This is a genomic window from Streptomyces sp. L500, from assembly GCF_054551825.1.
Genome location: NZ_JBTOLC010000005.1, coordinates 75,056 through 96,793, shown reverse-complemented (window position 1 = coordinate 96,793; position 21,738 = coordinate 75,056). Strand labels below are relative to the sequence as shown.

The 21,738-nt window shown below is 73.7% G+C and carries 21 protein-coding genes; 16 read left to right on the top strand and 5 right to left on the bottom strand.

What is annotated here, in order from left to right; all coding sequences use genetic code 11:
* Window positions 1-23: 23 nt before the first annotated feature.
* Window positions 24-1,226, bottom strand: coding sequence for a bifunctional adenosylcobinamide kinase/adenosylcobinamide-phosphate guanylyltransferase (locus tag ACX9I7_RS08020; RefSeq protein WP_387574360.1), 1,203 nt, complete (start codon window positions 1,224-1,226; stop codon window positions 24-26).
* 109 nt (window positions 1,227-1,335) lie between these two features.
* Here ACX9I7_RS08020 and ACX9I7_RS08015 point away from each other — a divergent pair, with 109 nt between their 5' ends.
* Window positions 1,336-1,551 (top strand): hypothetical protein, encoded by a 216-nt coding sequence (locus ACX9I7_RS08015; RefSeq protein WP_387574362.1) that lies wholly within the window; start codon window positions 1,336-1,338, stop codon window positions 1,549-1,551.
* 69 nt (window positions 1,552-1,620) lie between these two features.
* Here the strand turns inward: ACX9I7_RS08015 and ACX9I7_RS08010 are convergent, their stop codons facing one another.
* Entirely contained in the window at window positions 1,621-2,343 is a 723-nt protein-coding gene (locus ACX9I7_RS08010) for a methyltransferase domain-containing protein (RefSeq protein ID WP_358626278.1), read from the bottom strand.
* Window positions 2,344-2,363: 20 nt separating this feature from the next.
* Complete coding sequence (locus ACX9I7_RS08005) at window positions 2,364-2,957, bottom strand: DUF3043 domain-containing protein (protein WP_240667270.1); 594 nt, start codon at window positions 2,955-2,957, stop codon at window positions 2,364-2,366.
* Between the two features lie 277 nt (window positions 2,958-3,234).
* Here ACX9I7_RS08005 and ACX9I7_RS08000 point away from each other — a divergent pair, with 277 nt between their 5' ends.
* From ACX9I7_RS08000 to ACX9I7_RS07970, 7 genes are all read left to right on the top strand, one after another.
* Complete coding sequence (locus ACX9I7_RS08000; RefSeq protein ID WP_126913799.1) at window positions 3,235-4,029, top strand: PspA/IM30 family protein; 795 nt, start codon at window positions 3,235-3,237, stop codon at window positions 4,027-4,029.
* 46 nt (window positions 4,030-4,075) lie between these two features.
* The gene (gene pspAA, locus ACX9I7_RS07995; protein ID WP_358626275.1) at window positions 4,076-4,354 is read left to right on the top strand and encodes a PspA-associated protein PspAA; all 279 of its coding nucleotides are present in this window, start codon (window positions 4,076-4,078) and stop codon (window positions 4,352-4,354) included.
* 141 nt (window positions 4,355-4,495) lie between these two features.
* Complete coding sequence (locus ACX9I7_RS07990; protein ID WP_459386909.1) at window positions 4,496-5,824, top strand: sensor histidine kinase; 1,329 nt, start codon at window positions 4,496-4,498, stop codon at window positions 5,822-5,824.
* Complete coding sequence (locus ACX9I7_RS07985) at window positions 5,821-6,507, top strand: response regulator (RefSeq protein ID WP_387574370.1); 687 nt, start codon at window positions 5,821-5,823, stop codon at window positions 6,505-6,507. The genes ACX9I7_RS07990 and ACX9I7_RS07985 overlap by 4 nt, the downstream gene beginning before the upstream one ends.
* A 113-nt stretch (window positions 6,508-6,620) precedes the next feature.
* Window positions 6,621-7,667, top strand: coding sequence for a nicotinate-nucleotide--dimethylbenzimidazole phosphoribosyltransferase (cobT, locus tag ACX9I7_RS07980; RefSeq protein ID WP_459386908.1), 1,047 nt, complete (start codon window positions 6,621-6,623; stop codon window positions 7,665-7,667).
* A 79-nt stretch (window positions 7,668-7,746) separates the two neighbouring features.
* Window positions 7,747-9,522, top strand: coding sequence for a phosphatidylglycerol lysyltransferase domain-containing protein (locus ACX9I7_RS07975; protein ID WP_387574374.1), 1,776 nt, complete (start codon window positions 7,747-7,749; stop codon window positions 9,520-9,522).
* Window positions 9,519-10,277, top strand: coding sequence for a hypothetical protein (locus ACX9I7_RS07970; protein ID WP_387574376.1), 759 nt, complete (start codon window positions 9,519-9,521; stop codon window positions 10,275-10,277). The genes ACX9I7_RS07975 and ACX9I7_RS07970 overlap by 4 nt, the downstream gene beginning before the upstream one ends.
* On the opposite strand, the gene ACX9I7_RS07965 is transcribed toward ACX9I7_RS07970, so the two are convergent.
* A complete protein-coding gene (locus tag ACX9I7_RS07965) occupies window positions 10,237-10,974 on the bottom strand; it encodes a hypothetical protein (protein ID WP_189451807.1) in 738 nt (245 codons plus the stop codon). The genes ACX9I7_RS07970 and ACX9I7_RS07965 overlap by 41 nt on opposite strands.
* 94 nt (window positions 10,975-11,068) lie before the next feature.
* Here ACX9I7_RS07965 and ACX9I7_RS07960 point away from each other — a divergent pair, with 94 nt between their 5' ends.
* The 6 genes from ACX9I7_RS07960 (at window position 11,069) to ACX9I7_RS07935 (ending at window position 18,989) form a co-directional block, all read left to right on the top strand.
* Window positions 11,069-11,872, top strand: coding sequence for an adenosylcobinamide-GDP ribazoletransferase (locus tag ACX9I7_RS07960; RefSeq protein ID WP_459386907.1), 804 nt, complete (start codon window positions 11,069-11,071; stop codon window positions 11,870-11,872).
* 133 nt (window positions 11,873-12,005) lie between these two features.
* Window positions 12,006-13,538 carry a leucyl aminopeptidase gene (locus tag ACX9I7_RS07955; RefSeq protein ID WP_387574381.1) on the top strand — a complete coding sequence of 511 codons (1,533 nt, stop codon included), beginning with the start codon at window positions 12,006-12,008 and terminating at the stop codon, window positions 13,536-13,538.
* Window positions 13,539-13,861: 323 nt separating this feature from the next.
* The gene (gene lpdA, locus ACX9I7_RS07950; protein WP_126913808.1) at window positions 13,862-15,250 is read left to right on the top strand and encodes a dihydrolipoyl dehydrogenase; all 1,389 of its coding nucleotides are present in this window, start codon (window positions 13,862-13,864) and stop codon (window positions 15,248-15,250) included.
* A gap of 50 nt (window positions 15,251-15,300) precedes the next feature.
* On the top strand, window positions 15,301-17,085 hold the full coding sequence (gene sucB, locus ACX9I7_RS07945; RefSeq protein WP_459386906.1) for a 2-oxoglutarate dehydrogenase, E2 component, dihydrolipoamide succinyltransferase: 1,785 nt from the start codon (window positions 15,301-15,303) through the stop codon (window positions 17,083-17,085).
* Window positions 17,086-17,220: 135 nt separating this feature from the next.
* Window positions 17,221-17,844, top strand: a complete 624-nt coding sequence (locus tag ACX9I7_RS07940) for a GntR family transcriptional regulator (protein WP_189451811.1) — start codon at window positions 17,221-17,223, stop codon at window positions 17,842-17,844.
* A gap of 197 nt (window positions 17,845-18,041) precedes the next feature.
* Entirely contained in the window at window positions 18,042-18,989 is a 948-nt protein-coding gene (locus ACX9I7_RS07935; RefSeq protein ID WP_387574385.1) for a helix-turn-helix transcriptional regulator, read from the top strand.
* Between the two features lie 151 nt (window positions 18,990-19,140).
* Here ACX9I7_RS07935 and ACX9I7_RS07930 read toward each other — a convergent pair whose 3' ends face one another.
* Window positions 19,141-20,070 carry an SDR family oxidoreductase gene (locus ACX9I7_RS07930; RefSeq protein WP_459386905.1) on the bottom strand — a complete coding sequence of 310 codons (930 nt, stop codon included), beginning with the start codon at window positions 20,068-20,070 and terminating at the stop codon, window positions 19,141-19,143.
* A 193-nt stretch (window positions 20,071-20,263) separates the two neighbouring features.
* On the opposite strand from ACX9I7_RS07930, the gene ACX9I7_RS07925 reads away from it, so the two are divergent.
* Together ACX9I7_RS07925 and ACX9I7_RS07920 are read left to right on the top strand one after the other, a co-directional pair.
* Complete coding sequence (locus tag ACX9I7_RS07925; protein ID WP_189451813.1) at window positions 20,264-20,782, top strand: DUF4240 domain-containing protein; 519 nt, start codon at window positions 20,264-20,266, stop codon at window positions 20,780-20,782.
* A 2-nt stretch (window positions 20,783-20,784) separates the two neighbouring features.
* Window positions 20,785-21,678: a TIGR01777 family oxidoreductase gene (locus ACX9I7_RS07920; RefSeq protein ID WP_387574389.1), complete on the top strand. Its 894-nt coding sequence runs from the start codon at window positions 20,785-20,787 to the stop codon at window positions 21,676-21,678.
* Window positions 21,679-21,738: the final 60 nt, after the last annotated feature.

The following is a 21,738-nucleotide window of genomic DNA, read 5'->3' as shown; positions in this document are numbered from 1 at the left end:
GGCCTTCGTCGTGCCGTCGCCCGTCACCGCAGGGGCAGCGCCTGCCCCGCCACCACCAGCAGCACGTGCTCGCACTCGTCGCCGACCGCCGCGTTGAGCCGGCCCAGCTCGTCGCGGAAGCGCCGCCCCGACGCCGTCGCGGGCACCACGCCGGAGCCCACCTCGTTGCTGACGAGCACCACCGTCCGCCGGGTCGCCCGTATCGCGGCGACCAGCGCCGCCGTCCGCCCGGCCAGGGCCTCCTCGCCGCCGTTCGCCCACGTGGCGTCGTCCCAGGCGCCGACGGAGTCCATCGCGTCGGTCAGCCACAGCGCCAGGCAGTCGATCAGCATCGGGGGGCCGTCGGCGGCCAGCAGCGGCACGAGGTCGCAGGTCTCGGCCGTGCGCCAGGAGCCCGGCCGGCGCTCGCGGTGGTGGGCGACGCGCGCCGCCCAGTCCTGGTCGCCCTCGCGGGTGCCGCTCGTGGCCACGTAGAGGACCTCGGGGAAGGACTCCAGCCGCCGCTCGGCCTCCACGGACTTCCCCGACCGGGCGCCGCCCACGACGAGCGTCCGCCGGGGCAGGTCCGGTACGGCGTGGTAGTCGCCGACGACGAGCGAGGTGCCGTCCGGGACCGTGCGCGCCCCCGCCGCCGCCAGCCTGCGGTGGAGCTCCCGGCCGGGCGGCACGTCGTGGTCCAGGTGGACGCCGATGACGTCGGTCGTCGGGCCCGCCGCCCCCGTCTCCCGCAGCCGGGCCAGCGCGTCGGGCCGCCCGAGCACGTCGAGCAGCACCATCCCGTACGGGCCGGGCCGGGGGGCCTGCGAGAGCCCGGCCGGCGCGGCGCCCGGCGGCAGGTAGAGCAGCCGCTCGCCGTCCGGCGCCGTCACCTCGTACCCCGTGCCCGGCGCGTCCAGCGCCATCGCCCGGACCCGGTGCCCGCTGATCACCGACAGCTCGCGCCCGTCCGGCACCCGCACCGGCGCGGGCAGCCCGGCCGGGAACTCCACGGCGGGCCCGTCGTGCGGGTGGGAGAGCAGCACCTGGCGCACCCCGGCGATCGACCGCCCGGCACGGGCGGCGGCGAAGGCGGGGCCGGGGGTGAGGTCGAGCAGCAGCGCGCCGTCGACGAGCAGGGACGTCGCGGCCCGCGCCTCGTCGCCCACGGCGCAGGCGCAGGCGGCACACGGACAGTCGGGGCGCGGCAGGCCCTCGGGGGCCCCGGTGCCGAGGAGAGTCAGTTCCACCCCCTGATCGTCTCGCGTCGGCGAGCCCGGCGCGATCCATCACTACTAGGCGTCACCGGTGACCGTTAGGCTGCGACCGCAGAGGTTCCCGATCGCCCAGGAGGCGGACATGGCGTGGACGTGGCGGTTCGAGAAGGCCGACGGGACGGAGACGGAGCCGTCGGTGGAGCCGGAGGAGTTCACGACGCAGGGGGACGCGGAGTCCTGGATCGGCGAGGAGTGGCGCGCCCTGCTGGACGGCGGCGTGGACCAGGTCCGTCTGTTCGAGGACGACACGGAGATCTATGCCGCGCCGATGAGTCTCCACGAGGCGGCGGACAGCTGACGAACGCCGGACGGGCTGCAACGCAGCCCGTCCGGCGTTTGAGGACAAGGGTCCGGGAGGGAGCCCCGGTCAGCCGCCCCGTACCCCGCACAGGTGCAGCAGCGCGGCCACCGCCCGGTAGGGGTCCGTGCGGCCCGCGCGTTCCTCCGCGGCCAGCAGCTGGTCGAGGTCCGCGGGAGCCGTCGCCGCCAGGTCGGAGAACACCCGCACCCCGTACCAGGCCCGCAGCGGCGCGCCGATGCCGGCCAGCGTCGCCGTCAGCGTCTCCCGGCGGTCCGCGCGGACCTCCAGGCCCAGGCGGTCGGTGTACGCGGGCGAGTCGAACGCCCGCAGCGCGGTGGCGAAGTCACCGGACAGGCCCGGCCGCATCGCCAGCGCGTCCGCGTTGCGGACGAGCAGGGAGAGCAGCCCGCCCGGGGCGAGCACCCGGGCCAGCGCCGCGAGCAGCGGGTCCGGCTCCGGTACGTACATCAGGACGCCGTGGCAGAGCACCACGTCGAAGGCGCCCGGCAGGAAGTGGGCGCCCGTGTCGCGGCCGTCGCCCTCTATCAGCCGCACCCGCTCCCGGATGCCCTCGGGCTCGCCCGCCAGCGCGGCGCGGACCCCGGCGATCATCTCGGGATCCGATTCCAGGCCGGTGACCTCGTGGCCGGCACGGGCCAGGCGCAGCGCCTGGGTGCCCTGGCCGAGGCCGACGTCGAGGACGCGCAGCCGCCGGCCCACCGGGAACCGGGCGGCTATCTGCTCGTCGATCTGGCGGGCGACCAGTTCCTGACGAACGGTGTTCCGCAACCCCCCGGGCCCGAAGGCGCTCAGCGCTTCTCCCCGCGCTTGACCTTCGGCTTGGGCAGGCGCAGCCGGCGCATCTGCAGGGTGCGCATGAGGCCGTAGGGGACGGCTCCGCGCAGGTTCTCGTCGGGGAAGCGCTGCTTGAGGGCACGCTTGAGGGTGATGCCGGTGATCGCGGAGTTGATGACGATCAGGACGATCACCACCAGCCACGCGAGCAGCACGTACGCCTGGAAGGCACCGCGGTTGATCATGCTCAGCACGAGGATGAGCACGGCCAGCGGCAGGAAGAACTCGGCGACCGAGTAGCGCGCGTCGACGAAGTCGCGGACGTAGGAGCGCACCGGGCCCTTGTCACGGGCGGGCAGATAGCGCTCGTCGCCGCTGGCCAGGGCCTCGCGCTGCTTGGCCATGTCCGCGCGGCGGGCCTCGCGGGCGCGCTTGGTGGCCTCCTTGCGGTTGGCCGGGGTGGCGGCCAGGGTGCGGCGCTGGGAGTTGGCCTCACTGCGCTTGGGAGTGGGGCGGCCCTTGGGCGCCTGCGGGTCACGGGGCTTCTTGGGCTGGTCCGCGGTCACCTCGGGGGTCGCGGCCTGCGCTTTCGAACGGCTTCGGAACACGGAACCCAAGGGTACGGGCTTTCCGTGCCCGATCGCGGTCCGGGCGGGCACGATCCGGCAACGACCGGCGTGCGCCCCGGCGCGCGCGCCTCCCCTCCCCCGGGGTTTCCACTCCTCCTTGCGCGTGAGGCGGCGGCTTCCTGATCGTCCTGGAGGAGGAGCGCATCCGGGCCCGGACGGTGCGGTAATGGAAGTGGGGCCCGTACTGTGGGTTCTGAAAGATGTGCCGGAGCCTAAGCCCGAGCCAAGGTCGGTCAGAAGGGGGCGCGCGAGGCCCATGAGCGGTGTCATGAAGCGGATGGGGATGATCTTCCGCGCGAAGGCCAACAAGGCCCTGGACCGGGCCGAGGATCCGCGCGAGACCCTCGACTACTCGTACCAGAAGCAGCTCGAGCTGCTGCAGAAGGTGCGACGCGGGGTGGCCGACGTGGCCACGTCCCGCAAGCGTCTGGAGCTCCAGCTCAACCAGCTCCAGAACCAGTCCGGCAAGCTGGAGGAGCAGGGCCGCAAGGCCCTGGCGCTCGGCCGGGAGGATCTGGCGCGCGAGGCGCTGACCCGTCGTGCCGCGCTGCAGCAGCAGGTCAGCGATCTGGAGACGCAGCACCAGACACTCCAGGGCGAGGAGGAGAAGCTCACGCTCGCCTCCCAGCGCCTCCAGGCCAAGGTGGACGCCTTCCGGACGAAGAAGGAGACCATCAAGGCGACGTACACGGCCGCCCAGGCCCAGACGCGGATCGGCGAGGCGTTCTCCGGCATCTCCGAGGAGATGGGCGACGTCGGCATGGCCATCCAGCGGGCCGAGGACAAGACCGCGCAGATGCAGGCCCGCGCGGGCGCCATCGACGAGCTGCTGGCCTCCGGCGCGCTCGACGACCCCACGGGCATGGCCAAGGACGACATCACCGCCGAGCTGGACCGGCTCTCGGGCGGTTCCGATGTGGAGATCGAGCTTCAGCGGATGAAGGCCGAGCTGGCCGGCGGTACGGCCGCCAAGCCGGCCATCGAGGGCGGGGCGCCGGGGCAGGAGCGGCAGGCCCAGCCCCAGGACCGGCCGCGCTTCGACAAGAGCTGAGCCACCCCCCACTAAAACGGGAGCCGACCGAGCAAGGGAGACCGTCATGATCGTACGGATCATGGGGGAGGGCCAGGTGGAACTGGCCGACAGCCACTTCGCCGAGCTCAACAGCCTGGACGACGAGCTGCTCGCGGAGATGGAGGGCGGCGACGAGGAGGGCTTCCGCCGCACGCTGGGAGCGCTGCTCGACGCCGTGCGCCGGCTGGGCACCCCGCTGCCCGACGACGCGCTGGAGCCCTCCGAGCTGATCCTGCCCGCGCCCGACGCCTCGCTCGCCGAGGTCCGGGACATGCTCAGCGACGACGGCCTGATCCCCGGCTGAGTCCGCCGCCCCCGCCACGGGCGGCGCGCCTCCACGGCACTCCGGCACGCCTCCGCGCCCTCGTTCCCTCCGGGGACGGGGGCGCGGCCGGTCTCCGTGCCCCTTTCCGCATCCTCCGCGACGGCCCCCGATGGGATCGCGATGAACTCCCTCGCCGCCACGGGCCTGGCCCGTCCGCGCCGCTGGCTGAGCGGCCATCCGCTCGCCGCCGACACCCTCCTCGCCGGCCTCGTCTTATGCCTCGTCGTCGTGGGCGCGTTCCTGGCGCCGCGCGCCGAGCGGCATCCGCCGGGCGCCGTCTTCCTGCTGCTGTCCGCCGCCGCCTGCGGCGCGCTGGCGGTACGCCGCCGGGCACCCCGTACGGTCCTCGCGGTGACGTGCGCGCTGACGGTCGTGGCCGTCGTGCTCACCCGGGGCGACGGGCCCCCGCGCACCCAGATCGCCATGAGCGCCGCGGTCGCGCTCTACACGGTGGCCGTCCGCAGCGAGCGGCCCGCCGCGCTGCGGACGGTCGTCACGACCGTCACCGCGCTCACCGGCGTGGTGATGCTCCTGGGCGCCCCGCCCTGGTACGCGCAGGAGAACTTCGGCCTCATGGCCTGGACCGGGCTGGCCGGCGCGGCGGGGGACGCCGTCCGCAGCCGCCGGGCCTTCGTCGCGGCCATCGAGGAACGGGCCGTGCGGGCGGAGCGCACCCGCGAGGAGGAGGCCCGCCGCCGGGTGGCCGAGGAGCGGCTGCGCATCGCCCGTGAGCTCCATGACGTCGTCGCCCATCACATCGCGCTCGTCAACGTCCAGGCGGGCGTGGCCTCGCACATCATGGACAGCCGCCCTGAGCAGGCCAAGGAGGCGCTCGCGCACGTCCGGGAGGCCGGCCGCTCGGCGCTCGCCGAGCTCCGGGCGACCGTCGGCCTGCTGCGGCAGTACGGCGACCCGGCGGCCCCCACCGAGCCGGCGCCGGGCCTCGGCGACCTCGGCCGGCTCGTCGAGGGCTTCGCCCGGGTGGGCCTGTCCGTCGACGTCGCCGCCGTCCCGGCACCGCCCGGCGCGCCCGGCCGCGCCGTGGGCGCGGAGGCGGCCGCGGCCGCCGTGGGGGCGCTGCCCGGGGCCGTCGATCTGACGGCCTATCGGGTGCTCCAGGAGGCGCTGACCAATGTCCACAAGCACGCGGGCCCCGGCGCGCGGGCCGAGGTCACGCTGCGCCGCGGCCGTTACGCCCTGGAGCTGACGGTGGTGGACGACGGCGGGAAGCGCCCCGAGGCCGCGGCGCCCCCGGCGAGCGGCGCGGCGGAGGCGGGCGGCACGGAGGAGGCGGGCGGGCACGGGCTGCTGGGCATGCGGGAACGGGCCGTCGCGCTCGGCGGGAGCTGCTCGGCGGGCCCGCGCGGCCCGGGGACGCCGGGCTTCCGGGTGTGCGCGGTGCTGCCCCTGCCGGGCCCCGGCGCGCCCGCCCCTAGGGTGGGCGCATGAGCGATCCGATCACCGTTCTCCTGGCCGACGACCAGGCGTTGCTGCGCAGCGCGTTCCGGGTGCTGGTGGACTCCGAGCCGGGCATGCGGGTGGTGGGCGAGGCGGCGGACGGCGCCCGGGCGGTGGAGCTCGCCCGCGCCCACACGCCCGACGTGGTCCTGATGGACATCCGGATGCCGGGCACGGACGGGCTGGCGGCGACCCGGGAGATCTGCTCCGACCCGGCGCTGGCGGCCGTGCGGGTGGTGATGCTGACGACGTTCGAGGTCGACGAGTACGTGGTGGAGTCGCTGCGCGCGGGCGCGTCCGGGTTCCTCGGCAAGGGCGCGGAGCCCGACGAGCTGCTCGCGGCGATCAGGATCGCGGCGGCGGGCGAGGCCCTGCTGTCCCCCGCGGCGACGAAGGGGCTGATCGCGACGTTCCTGGCGCAGGGCGGGAGCCCCGCCGGGCCCCCGGCGGAGCACGCCGAGCGGCTGGCGGCGCTGACCGGGCGCGAGCGGGAGGTGCTGACGCACGTGGCCGGAGGGCTGTCCAACGAGGAGATCGGGGGGCGGCTGTCGGTCAGCCCCCTGACGGTCAAGACCCACGTCAACCGGGCGATGGCCAAGCTCGGCACGCGCGACCGGGCGCAGCTGGTGGTCGTCGCGTACGAGTCGGGGCTGGTGCGGCCGGGGGCGGGCTGACCTGCGGCGGGGGCGGCGTCGGCGGGCCCGTCCGGGCACCGGCCAGCGACGCCTGGAATAGGGCAAGTTGGACGGCACTGGCCAACTTGCACAGGAACGGTAGTGTGTCGCGGATGAGCGGTCTGAATCTGGATGACTTCGCCACGCTGATCGAGCGCCCCGACTCCGCCGCCCGGCGCGACGCGGAGGCGCGGCGGGCGCGCCTGGGCCCCGGGCCCGGCGCGCTGGGGCGGCTGGACGAGCTGGGCGAGTGGCTCGCCGCCGCCCAGGGCACGGTGCCGGTGAAGCCGGTGGAGCGGCCCAAGGCGCTGCTGTTCGCGGGCGACCACGGGGTGGCGTCCCTGGGCGTGTCGGGCGGGCCGAAGGGCGGGGCGGCCGAGCTCGTCCGGACGACCCTCGACGGCACGAGCACCGTCGCGATCCTGGCCCGCCGCTACGGCGTGGGCCTGCGCGTGATCGACATGGCGGTGGACTGCGACCCGGCGGAGCTGCCCGAGGAGGTCACCCGGCACCGGGTGCGGCGCGGCTCGGGCCGGATCGACACCGAGGACGCGCTGAGCGCCGAGGAGGCCGAGCGGGCGTTCCGCACGGGCATGGCGCTCGCCGACAAGGAGGCCGACTCCGGCACCGACCTCGTCGTCCTGGGCGATCTGAGCGTGGGCGGCACGACGGCCGCGGGCACCCTGATCGGGGCGCTGTGCGGCACGGACGCGTCCGTGGTCACCGGCCGGGGCGGCTTCGGCATCGACGACCTGGCCTGGATGCGCAAGTGCGCCGCCATCCGGGACGCGCTGCGCCGGGCCCGCCCGGTGCTGGGCGACCAGCTGGCGCTGCTGGCCGCGACGGGCGGCGCGGACCTGGCCGCGATGACCGGGTTCCTGCTGCAGAGCGCGGTGCGCCGGACGCCGGTGATCCTCGACGGGGTGGTCTCGGCCGCGTGCGCGCTGGTGGGCCAGCGGGTGGCCTTCCGGGCGCCGGACTGGTGGCTGGCGGGCCAGGGCAGCGGCGACCCGGCGCAGACGAAGGCGCTGGAACGGATGGCACTCAACCCTCTCCTCGACCAGGGCGTCACAGTGGGCGAGGGGACAGGGGCGCTGCTCGCCCTGCCATTGGTGCAGGCGGCCGCGGCCCTGGCGGCGGAGCTTCCCGAGCGCTCCTGACGCCGGCCGTGACGGGCCGGCGGATCACGGTGAGCGCACGGAATTCCTCCGCAGACGGTGCCCCATATGCTCACTTTTCATGGGAGAAGTCCGCTTGACTCCGGATGAGGGCGTCCACAGCGACCGCGGCGCGGTCCGGCGGCGGCGAGCCGCCGGCTTCGCCGTCTGGTACCTGCGTGCCGTTACGTTCGTCAATCTGCTCGGCGCGGTCTGGGTGTCCTTCGGCGCCGACATCCGCAGGCACAACGTCGACGAGTTCTTCACTCCCTACCTGCTGACGGCGGGCTTCTCCCCCGCGGTGGTGTCGCTGTTCATGGCGATCACCATGCGCCGGCGCAAGCGGGCGGCGTGGATCCTCAACCTGGTGCTGGCCGGGCTGCTCCTGCTGGTACTGGCGTTCGCGATGTTCTTCCCCGAGTTCCGCCGGCACCCGCTGAACTGGTTCTCCCTGATCGTCACCGCCCTGTTCACCCTCGCCCTGCTGGTGGGCCGCCGGGAGTTCTACGCCAAGGGCGACCGCTCCAACCCCAAGCTCGCCAGCGCCGTCGCGGCGGCCGGACTGCTCGTCACCTCGCTGCTGGCGGCCGGGCTGGTGACGATCACCAACGAGTCCACGGACGAGCAGCGCTCCACCTTCCTGGACCGCTGGCACTACGGCGTGATGCGGCTGATCTCCATCGCCGCCGACGACTCCCGCTACGCGGGCATCGCCACGCCCGGCTGGGTCGACGTCACCATCAACGTGATGAGCACGATCCTGCTGATCGTGGTGGTCTGGGCGGCCTTCCGCTCCCGCCGCGCCACCGACCCGCTCACCGCCGAGGACGAGTCCCGGCTGCGCGAGCTGCTCGGCCGCTGGGGCGACCGCGACTCGCTGGGCTACTTCGCGCTGCGCCGCGAGAAGAGCGTCGTGTGGTCCCCCTCCGGCAAGGCCGCCGTCACCTACCGCGTCGTCGGCGGGGTGTCGCTGGCCTCCGGCGACCCCATCGGCGACCCCGAGGCCTGGCCCGGGGCCATCGAGCCCTGGCTGGCCGAGGCCCGCGAACACGGCTGGATCCCCGCCGTGATGGGTGCCGGCGAGGAGGGCGGCACGATCTACGCCCGGCACGGCCTGGACGCCCTCGAACTCGGCGACGAGGCGATCGTCGACACCGCCGAGTTCACCCTGGAGGGCCGGGCCATGCGCACCGTCCGCCAGGCGTACAACCGCGTCAAGCGCGCCGGATACACCGTCACCATCCGCCGCCACGAGGACATCCCCGAGGAGGAGATGGCCACGCTGCTGCGCCGCGCCGACGACTGGCGCGACGGCGCGACCGAGCGCGGCTTCTCCATGGCGCTGGGCCGCCTGGGCGACCCGGACGACGGGCGCTGCGTGATGCTGGAGTGCCACGACGGCGAGGGCGAGCTGCGCGCCGTGCTGAGCTTCGTGCCCTGGGGCCCCAAGGGCCTCTCGCTCGACCTGATGCGCCGTGACCGGGACTCCGAGAACGGCCTGATGGAGTTCATGGTCATCGAGCTGCTCCAGCGGGCCAAGGAGCTGGGCGTCACCCAGGTGTCGCTGAACTTCGCGATGTTCCGGTCCGTCTTCGAACGGGGCTCCCGGCTCGGCGCCGGCCCGGTGCTGCGGATGTGGCGCTCGCTGCTGAGCTTTTTCTCCCGCTGGTGGCAGATCGAGTCGCTCTACCGAGCAAATGCGAAGTACCGGCCTATCTGGGAGCCTCGTTTCATGCTGTTCGAGAAGAGCAGTGACCTGCTGCGGATCGGTGTGGCCGCCGCCCGGGCCGAGGGCTTCCTGGAGGCGCCCGGCCTGCCCAAGTGGCTCAATCGCAAACACCTGGAGAGCCGGCGATGACCCGCGCGGCGCTGCTCCGCGCCGCGCGCACCGAATGGGGCCCGCTGTACGCGGCCGTACGGGGGACGTTCACCCGTAAGCGGCTCGCGGCCGTCCCCATGACGCTCACGGCCGTCGCCCTCACGGCGGTCTTCCAGGTGATCCAGAACCAGTCCTGGGGCTTCGAACCCGTCCAGCGGCTCGGCTCCGTCCAGGCCCAGCTGCCCTGGTGGATCGCACTGCTGCGCACTCCCCTGTCGCTGTTCGTGCCCGCGCTGGACCTCCCGGTGTGGGGGGCGCTGGCCCAGATCCTGATCGTCTTCGGGCTGGCCGAGGCGTGCCTGGGCAAGTGGCGCACCCTGGCCGTGGCCTACACCGCCACCCTCGCGGGCACGATGTACGCCCGGCTGGGCGTCGACCTCGGCCCCGGCTCGCCGCTGGGGCTGCCGCCGGAGGCCGCCAAGGTCATCGACACCGGCCCCTCGGCGGCCGTCGTGGGCCTCGCGATCTACGTCTCCTGGCGCTACCGGGCCTGGTTCACCTGCGGCCTGGTGGTGGCGGCCATGGCGGGCGAGGTGATCGTCAAGCCCAACCTCGCGGGCAAGGAACACATCGCCGCCATGACGGTGATCCTGGCGATGTGCGCCGTGGACGAGCTGCGCCGCCGCCGCAAGCCCCGCCGGGACGCCCACCGCGAGCGCGACCGGCGGCCCGGCGCCCACGCCGGGAGCGCGCTCAGCGATCCGGCGCGCCCGCCAGGAGGTCGTGGATCCTGATGCGCACGGCCGCCCAGCGCGCGTCGTGCCGGTAGGCGCGCACCCGGGCCCGGCGACGGGCCCGGGGCCGTCGCCGGTAGAAGCGCCGGGCCCAGGGCGAGCCCGGCCGGGCCAGCCGCACCGCGCCCACGATCGCCACCAGCGGCACCACCGCCCCGATGAGCGCCAGCCGGGGCTTGCCCTTGGCCAGCGAGACCAGCGCCAGCAGGAAGTTCACCAGCGTGTTGGTCACCACGATGGTGCGGTTCTGCAGCTCGTCCGGCGTCAGCTCGTTCACCCCGAACGGGGAGAAACCCGCGAGCACCAGCGCCACCAGCGCGGCCGTCAGCACCACGATCTCCACGCTCTTGCGGCCCTGCTCGGTCCAGTACACGTCGTCCAGGTGGAGGATCAGCGCGAACTCGTCCAGCACCAGTCCCGCGCCCATGCCGAAGAGCACCGCCGCGAGCGCCGCCCCGAAGCCGTGCCGGCCCTCGGCGACCGCCGCGAACCCGCCGACCACCATCAGCACCACGCCGGGCACCACGTGATGGACGTGCAGCCCGCCCGGCCGGATGTTGCGGAACGGGCCCTTCCCCGCCCGGATCAGCCGGGTGATGACGCGGGTGACCAGGAACGTCAGCACGAACGCCCCGAGCGCCAGCAACAGCGGCAGCTTGCCCGGCTCGACGATGTTGCGTGCCAGCCAGTGACCCATCGGACTCTCCGCTCGCTCCCGCACCCGCCGTGACCAGCATTTTCGCCCGCCTTCAGCAAAATACTGCCGTCGGGTGCGGGATACCCTGCCCGCGATGACCGACACGACCTCCGCCCGGGCCACCACCGGGGACGCCCTGCGCTTCGCCTTCGGCACCCTCACCGCCCTCCCCGTGCGCCTCACCCGCTGGGACCGCGCGGCCGCGCGCGGCGGCATGCTGGCGGCACCCCTGGCCGGGCTGGCCGTCGGCGGCTGCGCCGCCGCCACGGGCCTGGCCCTCCTGTGGCTCGGCGGCGGCCCGCTGCTCGCCGCCGTCGCCGCCGTCGCCGTCCCGGCGGCGCTCACCCGCGGCCTCCACCTCGACGGGCTCGCGGACGTCGCCGACGGACTGGGCAGCGGCAAAGCCGCCCCCGACGCCCTGCGGATCATGAAGCAGTCGGACATCGGCCCGTTCGGCGTCATCACCCTGCTGCTGGCCCTCCTCGGCCAGACCGCCGCCCTCGCCCGGGCCTACGAGAGCGACCCCGCACGCGGCGCCCTCGCCGCCCTCACGGCGGCCCTCGCGGCCCGCTGCGCCCTCACCCTCGCCTCCCGCGCGGGCGTACCGGCCGCCCGCCCGGAGGGCCTGGGCGCCGCCGTGGCGGGCGTCGTCCCCCGGACGGCCGCCTGGGCGGCCGCCGCCGCCGTCACCGCCGCCGCGGCCGGGGCCGGCGCGCTCCTCGGCCCGTACGACGCGGCGCGCTGCGCCCTGGCCGTCCTCCTCGCCCTGGCCTCGGCCGAAGCACTGCTGCGGCACTGCCGACGACGATTCGGCGGGGTCACCGGCGATGTGTTCGGGGCGCTCGCCGAAACAGCCGCGACGGCGGCCCTGGTCGTCATGGCCCTGGGCCCGGCGTGACCGCCGGGGATACGCTCTCGCGTGCCGGGCGGCCCGGGGCCGGACGGTCCGTGCACGGCACATACGATCACTGGGTGCGGCCGGCCCACCACTATCGGCCGAGAATTCAACGGAAGTAGGGACACCCACCACCGTGACTGCTCTGACTCTCAGCACTTCCAGTGCGGCGACGCTGCGCGCGGACGCCGTTGTCGTCGGTGTGGCGAAGGGCCCGAAGGGCCCCGTCGTCGCGCCCGGCGCCGAAGCCGTGGACCAGGCGTTCGACGGCAAGCTGGCCGCCGTCCTGGAGACCCTCGGCGCCTCCGGCGGCGAGGGCGAGGCCACCAAGCTGCCCGCCCCGTCCGGCCTGAAGGCCCCGGTCGTGCTGGCGGTCGGCCTCGGCGAACTGCCCGCCGAGGACGAGGGCTTCGCCGAGGAGGCGCTGCGCCGCGCGGCCGGCACCGCCGCCCGTGCGCTGGCCGGCGTCAAGAAGGCCGCCTTCGCCCTGCCCGTCGAGGACGCCGAGTCCGTCGCCGCCATCGGCGAGGGCGCGATCATGGGCGCTTACTCCTTCACGTCGTACCGGGGTACGGACGGCAAGAAGGAGGCCGCCAAGAACGACAAGAGCGCGCCGCTGGCCGAGGCCGCGATCCTGGGCGCCAAGCCCCGCGACAAGGCGTCCAAAGCCGCCGTCGAGCGGGCCGCCGCCGTGGCCGCCGAGGTCAACCGCGCCCGCGACCTGATCAACATCCCGTCCAACGACCTCTTCCCCAAGAGCTTCGCGGCCGAGGCCCAGACCGCCGCCAAGGAGCACGGTCTCAAGGTCGAGGTGCTGGACGAGAAGGCGCTGCTCAAGGGCGGCTACGGCGGCATCATGGGCGTCGGCCAGGGCTCGGCCAACCCGCCCCGCCTCGTGCGCATCGCCTACACCCACCCGAAGGCGGAGAAGACCCTCGCCCTCGTCGGCAAGGGCATCACCTACGACTCGGGCGGCATCTCCCTGAAGCCGGCCGGCCACAACGAGACCATGAAGTGCGACATGAGCGGCGCCGCCGCCGTGTTCGCCGCGGTCGTGGCCGTCGCGAAGCTCGGTCTTCAGGTCAACGTGACGGGCTGGCTGGCCCTCGCGGAGAACATGCCGTCCGGCACCGCCACCCGTCCGGGCGATGTGCTGAAGATGTACAGCGGCAAGACCGTCGAGGTGCTGAACACCGACGCCGAGGGCCGCCTGGTGCTGGCCGACGCCCTGACCCGCGCCTCCGAGGAGAACCCGGACGCGATCGTGGACGTCGCCACCCTCACCGGCGCCATGGTCCTCGCCCTGGGCGACCGGACCTTCGGTGTCATGGCCAACGACGACGCCTTCCGCGCCGCGATCCACGAGATCGCCGAGGAGGTCGGCGAGCAGGCGTGGCCGATGCCGCTCCCCGCCGAACTGCGCAAGTCCATGGACTCCTCGGTGGCCGACATGGCCAACATGGGCGAGCGCATGGGCGGCGGCCTGGTGGCCGGCCTGTTCCTGCAGGAGTTCGTGGGCGAGGGCATCACCTGGGCGCACCTGGACATCGCGGGCCCGGCGTTCCACGAGAAGGCCCCCTACGGCTACACCCCGAAGGGCGGCACCGGCTCGGCCGTCCGCACCCTGGTCCGGCTGGCGGAGCGCACCGCCGACGGCGACCTCGGCTGAGGCCCCCTCGGGGGCCGAGGCGACGCGGCCCCGGGAATGACCCGGGGCCGCGTCGCGTTTCCTCCCGGCGCTCGCGTTTTCTCCCGGGCGCGTGTTCGCTCGGGGCGAAAACTCACATTTCTACGCACTGGTAACCCCCGAAGGTGACGCATCAGTCGTCACTCAGGCCCGGCCCGGCGTCCCGCCCTCCGTCAACAAGTGCGAAGATGTTGTCCCGGCAGGACAGGGCCCACCCATCACAGGGCCGAAGCAAAGCGGCCGTACGACAGCCGCCGCCCGGTCACCGACGACCGGACGGCGCACCCATGCATGGAGGACGTGACGTGGCGAACGACGCCAGCACCGTTTTCGACCTAGTGATCCTCGGAGGCGGCAGCGGTGGTTACGCCGCCGCCCTGCGTGGAGCCCAGCTGGGTCTCGACGTCGCCCTGATCGAGAAGGACAAGCTGGGCGGCACCTGCCTCCACCGCGGCTGCATCCCCACCAAGGCTCTGCTGCACGCCGGTGAGATCGCCGACCAGGCCCGCGAGGCCGAGCAGTTCGGTGTCAAGGCCTCCCTGGAGGGCATCGACATCGCGGGCGTCCACAAGTACAAGGACGACGTGATCTCGGGCCTGTACAAGGGTCTGCAGGGCCTGGTCGCCTCCCGCAAGGTCACCTACATCACCGGTGAGGGCCGCCTGTCCTCCCCCACGTCCGTCGACGTCAACGGCCAGCGCATCACCGGCCGCCACGTCCTGCTGGCCACCGGCTCCACGCCGAAGTCGCTGCCGGGCCTGACCATCGACGGCGACCGCGTCATCTCCTCGGACCACGCGCTGGTCCTGGACCGCGTCCCGAAGTCCGCGATCGTGCTGGGCGGCGGCGTCATCGGCGTCGAGTTCGCCTCCGCGTGGAAGTCCTTCGGCGCCGACGTCACCATCGTCGAGGCCCTGCCGCACCTCGTCCCGGTCGAGGACGAGAACAGCTCCAAGCTGCTGGAGCGCGCCTTCCGCAAGCGCGGCATCAACTTCGCGCTCGGCTCCCGCTTCTCCGGCGTCGAGTACACCGCCGACGGTGTGAAGGTCTCCCTGGAGAACGGCAAGACCTTCGAGGCCGAGCTGCTGCTCGTCGCCGTCGGCCGCGGCCCGGTCTCCCAGGGCCTGGGCTACGAGGAGGCCGGGGTCGCCATGGACCGCGGCTACGTCCTCGTCGACGAGTACATGCGCACCAACGTGCCGACCATCTCGGCCGTCGGTGACCTCGTCCCGACCCTCCAGCTCGCGCACGTCGGCTTCGCCGAGGGCATCCTGGTAGCGGAGCGTCTGGCCGGGCAGAACCCCGTGCCGGTCGACTACGACGGCGTGCCGCGCGTCACGTACTGCCACCCCGAGGTCGCTTCCGTCGGTATCACCGAGGCGAAGGCCAAGGAGCTGTACGGCGCCGACAAGGTCGTCACCCTGAAGTACAACCTCGCCGGCAACGGCAAGAGCAAGATCCTGAAGACCGCGGGCGAGATCAAGCTCGTCCAGGTGCGGGACGGTGCCGTGGTCGGCGTCCACATGGTCGGCGACCGCATGGGTGAGCAGGTGGGCGAAGCCCAGCTGATCTACAACTGGGAGGCGCTGCCCGCCGAGGTCGCCCAGCTCATCCACGCGCACCCGACGCAGAACGAGGCCATGGGCGAGGCCCACCTGGCTCTCGCCGGCAAGCCGCTGCACTCGCACGACTGAGTCCCGAGCGCACCAAGCATCCGCACTACTCGTAAGGAGCAACCGCAATCATGGCGGTTTCCGTAACCCTGCCGGCGCTCGGCGAGAGCGTGACCGAGGGCACCGTCACCCGTTGGCTGAAGGCCGAGGGTGAGCGCGTGGAGGCCGACGAGCCGCTGCTCGAGGTCTCCACCGACAAGGTCGACACCGAGATCCCGGCCCCTGCTTCCGGCATCCTCGCCTCCATCAAGGTGGCCGAGGACGAGACGGTCGAGGTCGGCTCCGAGCTGGCCGTCATCGACGATGGCACCGGCGCCCCCGCCGCTGCCCCGGCTCCGGCCGCCGCCGAGGCTCCGGCCCCGGCCGCCGAGCCCGCCCCGGCCCCCGTGGCCGAGGCCCCCGCCGCGCCGGCTCCGGCCGCCGAGGCCCCCGCCGCCGCTCCGGCCGCCGCTGCCGCCGGTACCGACGTCGTCCTGCCCGCGCTGGGCGAGTCGGTCACCGAGGGCACCGTCACCCGCTGGCTGAAGGAGGTCGGCGAGGAGGTCACCGAGGACGAGCCGCTGCTCGAGGTCTCGACCGACAAGGTCGACACCGAGATCCCGGCCCCCACCTCGGGTGTCCTGCTCGAGATCCTCGTCGCCGAGGACGAGACCGCCGAGGTCGGCGCCAAGCTCGCCGTCATCGGCGCCGCTGGTGCCGCCGCCGCTGCCGCTCCGGCCGCTCCGGCCGCTCCGGCCGCCGCCCCGGCCGCTGCTCCGGCTCCCGCCGCCGCTCCGGCCCCGGCTGCCGCTCCGGCTGCCCCGGCCGCCCCGGCTCCGGCTCCGGCTGCTGCCGCCCCGGCTCCGGCCGCCGCCCCGGCTGCCGCTGCTCCGGCCCCCGCGCCGGTTGCTCCGGCCGCCCCGGCCGCTCCGGCTGTCGCCCCGGCGACGGACGGCGCCTACGTCACCCCGCTGGTCCGCAAGCTCGCCGCCGAGTCCGGCGTCGACCTGCGCTCCGTCGCGGGCACCGGCGTCGGTGGCCGCATCCGCAAGCAGGACGTCATCGCCGCCGCCGAGGCCGCCAAGGCCGCGCCGGCCCCGGCCGCCGCGCCCGCCGCTGCCGCCCCGAAGGCCGCCCCGGCCCTCGAGGTCTCGCCGCTGCGCGGTCAGACGGTCAAGATGCCGCGCATGCGCAAGGTCATCGCCGAGAACATGATGAAGGCGCTGCACGGCCAGGCTCAGCTGAGCTCCGTGATCGAGGTGGACATCACCAAGATCATGCGGATGCGCGAGAAGGCCAAGGCCGGCTTCGCCGCCCGCGAGGGCGTCAAGCTCTCCCCGATGCCGTTCTTCGTCAAGGCCGCCGTCCAGGCGCTGAAGGCCCACCCGGTCATCAACGCCCGGATCAACGAGGACGAGAACACCATCACCTACTTCGACTCCGAGAACGTCGGCATCGCCGTCGACTCGGAGAAGGGCCTGATGACCCCGGTCATCAAGGGTGCCGGTGACCTCAACATCGCGGGTATCGCGAAGAAGACGGCCGAGCTGGCCGGCAAGGTCCGCTCCAGCAAGATCAGCCCGGACGACCTGGCCGGCGCGACCTTCACGATCAGCAACACCGGCTCGCGCGGCGCGCTGTTCGACACGGTCATCGTGCCGCCGAACCAGGTGGCGATCCTCGGCATCGGTGCCACGGTCAAGCGCCCCGTGGTCATCGAGACCGAGGAGGGCACCACCATCGGCGTCCGCGACATGACGTACGTGACGCTCTCCTACGACCACCGTCTGGTGGACGGCGCCGACGCCGCCCGCTACCTGACCGCGGTCAAGCAGATCCTGGAGGCCGCCGAGTTCGAGACCGAGATCGGTCTCTGATCCCGGTAGCCCCCACGGCTGCATGTGCCAAGGGCGCGGCCCCGGCTTCGTATCCGTACGAGCCGGGGCCGCGCCCTTCGGCATGAGCGGCCATGCCCGGATAATGGGCCCAGATCCACCGCCGAGGAGCAAGCCATGTCACCCCCCGTCGTCCATTCGCTGCGCGAACAGATCCGCGAGCACATCCTCGAAGGGATCGTCAGCGGCCGCTGGCAGCCGGGCGAGCGGATCGTGGAGCGGCGGATCGCCGCCGAACTGCTCGTCAGCCAGACTCCCGTGCGCGAGGCGCTGCGGGAGCTGGAGTCGCTGCGGCTGATCGAATCCGCGCCCAACAAGGGGGTACGGGTGCGGGATCTGACGGCCGCCGACCTCAAGGAGAGCTATCCCGTCCGGGCCGGCCTGGAGGCGGTGGCCGCCGAGCTCGCGGCCGGCGCCCTCGCCGAGGACGTCTCGGGGCTGGAGGCCGAGGTGGCCGCCCTGCGGACGGCCGACCTCGCGCACGACAGCGAGGCCCAGGCGCGGCACACCGTGGCCTTCCACCGCGAGATCGTCCGGGCCTCCGGGAACTCCGTGCTGCTCCACACCTGGGAGTCCCTGGGCATCGAGGTGTGGACGACCCTGTCGATCCGCTGGCTGAGCCCGGAGCCGCGGGCCCACGCGGAGGACCACGCTGCGATCGTCCGGGCGTTCCGGGAGCGGGATCCGGGCATCGGGGAGCTGCTGAAGCGGCATGTGCTGAGCTGCGCGCCGCAGATCTGATCTTCTTGGCCCGGACTTGGCCGGGAGGGATTGATCGATCATCGATCAAAGGCGTATCGTCTCCGCTGGAGTCGCACCGCGCCGCCCTGTCCTGTGTCGCGGTACGGCTCAGGGGTGACGACAGGACCTCGCGCGCTCAATCCGCTGCCCTGGCTGGCACGCGGGTTCCTGTCGTCGCGCCCCGGCATGATGGGCGCATGCGTGCGGCCCGTCTGATCAAGCTTGTCCTGCTCCTTCAGTCCCGCCCGTCGATGACCGGCGGTGAACTGGCGCGCGAGCTGGAGGTCTCCGAGCGCACGGTCGCCCGGGACGTCACCGCGCTCTCCGAGGCCGGGGTGCCCGTGTACGCGGACCGCGGCCGGGCGGGGGGCTACCGCCTCGTCGGCGGCTACCGCACCCGGCTCACCGGCCTGGGCCGGGCCGAGGCCGAGGCCCTCTTCCTCTCCGGCGTGCCGGCCGCCCTGCGCGACATGGGGCTGGCGGACGCCGCGTCCGCCGCGCGCCTCAAGGTCGCCGCCGCGCTCGTCCCCGAGCTCAGCGACGCGCCGGTGAGCGCGGCCCAGCGCTTTCATCTGGACGCCCCCGCCTGGTGGCGCTCCGGCGACCCGCCCGAACTGCTGCCCGCCGTCGCCGACGCCGTCTGGGACGACCGCCGCGTGACGGCCCGCTACGCGCGGCGGGACGGGGAGGAGGTGGAGCGGGACCTGGAGCCTTATGGGTTGGTCCTCAAGGCGGGGGTCTGGTACGTGGCGGCGCGTGTCGAGGATGACTTCCGGGTCTACCGGGTGGACCGCTTCACGGCCGTGGCGGTCGGGGAGGCCCGCTTCCAGCGGTCCGAGTCCTTCGACCTGCCGGCCTTCTGGGAGGAGCGGGCGGCGGAGTTCGCGCGCTCGATCCTGCGCGACCGGGTGGAGGTGCGGCTGACGGCGGAGGGGGCGCGGCTGCTGCCACACGTCACGGACCGGCGAGCGGCGGAGGAGGCGCTGGCGGGGGGCGCCGCCACCGTGACGCTTTCGGTGGAGTCCTTGGAGGTGGCGTACGCGCAGCTGCTGGCGCTGGGGCCGGAGGTGGAGGTGCTGGGGCCGCCTCCCCTACGGGCCCGCTTCGCGGAGGCGGCGGCGCGTATGGCGGCGGCTTATCTGTAGGCAGGGGGCGGGGTGGGGCGGACGGGCCCTTACGCCACCCCAGCCCCCTGGCTGAACGATCCATGCCGGGCAATCGGGCGGGCGGGTGGGGTAGAACCCGCGCCGAAGGCGCGGGCACCCCCACCGGGGGCACCCTGAAGCCAGCCGTGCCCTACCGGTAGTCCTCCGCGGACGCGGTCACTCCCCCGAAGACCACATCCCGAAAGTACCCGTCGCAATCCGGCCGCGACCCGTCCACGTCAGTGAACCCGTACACCTTCGCCAGCTCCCCACTCGAAACGGACCGCCCGTTCCAACGGGCCCGTTCCGGGTCGGAAGCCACCGCCGCGAGCGCCCGGCCGATGAACACCGGCGACTCCGCGATCGCGAAATGCGGCTCCTTCCCGATCGCGTCCCGCCACGTCCCCTCCGTGACGCCGAAGTAGTCGAGCATCTCCTCCGACCGCAAGAAGCCCGGCGTCAGGCAGAGCGCCGTGCCGCCGTACTCCTTCAGTTCCTGGGCGAGCCCGAAGGCCATCCGGATCGGGCCGTACTTGGCGAGGTCGAAGAAGAGATTGCCCCGGTAGGCCCGGTTGGACTCCTCCGTGCCATCGGTGATCTCCACGAGCAGTCCCCCGGGCCGCCGGATCAGCAGCGGGACGGCGAAGTGGCTGGTGATGGCGTGGGCGTCGAGGGAGAGGCGGAGCATGCGGAGGCCGTCCTCCAGCTTGACCTCCCACACCTTCTTGTCGAACTCGAGCAGGTGGTCCCCGCCCCAGACGTCGTTGACGAGCACGTCCAACCGCCCGTGGTCCCTGTCGATGCGTTCGACCAGCGCCCGTACCCGCTCCGGCTCCAGGTGGTCGACCGGCACGGCGATGCCCGTGCCGCCCGCCGCCGTCACCAGCTCCGCCGTCTCCTCGATGGTCTCGGGCCGGCCCACCTCGCTGCGCCGCTCGCGGGTGGTGCGCCCGGTCGCGTAGACGACGGCGCCGGCGCGCCCCAGCTCCACGGCCATGGCCCGCCCCGCGCCCCGGGTGGCCCCGGCGACCAGCGCCACCTTGCCGTCAAGGGGACGAACGGCGCTCTCCGCTGCAGTCACGACAACATGTCCTCTCACTCGTTCCGTGCGACGGACATGACGTTCGCACCGAAACCGGACACCTTATGTCGGGTATCCGAAGGACATATCGCATCGCGGCATCACCCTCCCCGGTACTCCCCGATAACAACACGGCCGCATCCGAGCCCCTCCGGGTGCGTGGCCCCCCGGCAGGACCGATGCTGGAGCCGTGATGGACGAGACCGAGTTCTGGGAGTTGATGGACAGCACTCGTCAGGCCGCCGACGGGGACGCCGAGGAACAGGCCGACCTCCTGGTCGAGAGACTGACGCAGCTCGACCCGGACGCCGTGCTGGACTTCGCCCGGCACTTCGAGGCGCGCTACAACCGCGCCTACCTCTGGGACCTGTGGGGGGCCGCCGCCGTCCTCCTCGACGGGGCGAGCGACGACGTGTTCGACTACTTCCGGTGCTGGCTGATCGGCCAGGGCCGGGAGGTCTTCGAGGGCGCGGTGCACGATCCGGACAGCCTGGCGGAGCTCCTGGACGACTTCGACGACGAGGTCGACGGGGACGGCGAGAGCCTCGGCTACGCTGCGGACGAGGCGTACGAGCAGCTGACCGGCGCGGAGACGCCGGACCTGGGCCTGCCGCCCCAGCCCCCCGAACCGGTGGGCGCCCCCTTCGACCTGGAGGACGAAGCCGTGCTGGCCGAACGCTTCCCCGCCCTCTGGGACCGCTTCCGGGAGTGACGATGCGCGTCGCGATCACCGGGTCGACCGGCCTCATCGGCTCGGCGCTGACCCGTTCGCTGGAACAGGACGGCCATGAGGTGGTGCGGCTCGTGCGCCGCGCTCCCCGGGGCCCCGGGGAGGCCGAGTGGGACCCCGGCCGCCAGTTTGTCGACCCCGCGAAACTGTCCGGCTGCGAGGCCGTCGTCCACCTGGCGGGCGCCGGGGTGGCGGCGCACCGCTGGACCGCCGCGTACAAGAAGGAGATCCGCGACAGCAGGGTGCACGGCACGGGGGCGCTCGCCGAGGCGCTGGCCTCCCTCGCCACCCCGCCCCGCGTGTTCCTCTCGGGCAGCGCGATCGGCTTCTACGGCGACACGGGCGACCGTCCGGTGAACGAGGACAGCCCGCCCGGCAGCGGTTTCCTCGCCGAGGTCTGCCGGGACTGGGAGGCCGCCGCGGGCACGGCGACGGAAGCGGGCGTGCGGACGGTCCTGCTGCGCACCGGGATCGTCCTCTCCCGGCACGGCGGGGCGGCGGCGAAGTTGTTCCCGCTGTTCCGGGCGGGCCTCGGCGGCCGGCTCGGCGACGGCCACCAGTACTGGAGCTTCATCGCCCTGCGGGACCACGTCGCGGCCCTGCGTCACCTCCTGGACGCGGACGTCTCCGGCCCGGTGAACCTCACGGCGCCCCACCCGGCCACCAACCGGGAGGTGACCGAGGCGGTGGGGCGCGCGCTGAAGCGTCCGGCACTGCTGCCCGCGCCCGCTCCGGCGCTCAGGCTTGCCCTGGGCGAGATGGCCACGGAAGTGCTGGCCAGCTGCCGTGCCCTGCCCACCCGGCTGCTGGGCTCCGGCTTCCGCTTCGCCTGCCCGGACGTCGAGAGCGCCGTACGCGCGGCGCTGACCGACAGCTGACGCATCCGCTCCAAGCTTCAAGAACCCCGTCCGTGCGACCGCCGTGCGACCGTGCTCGCC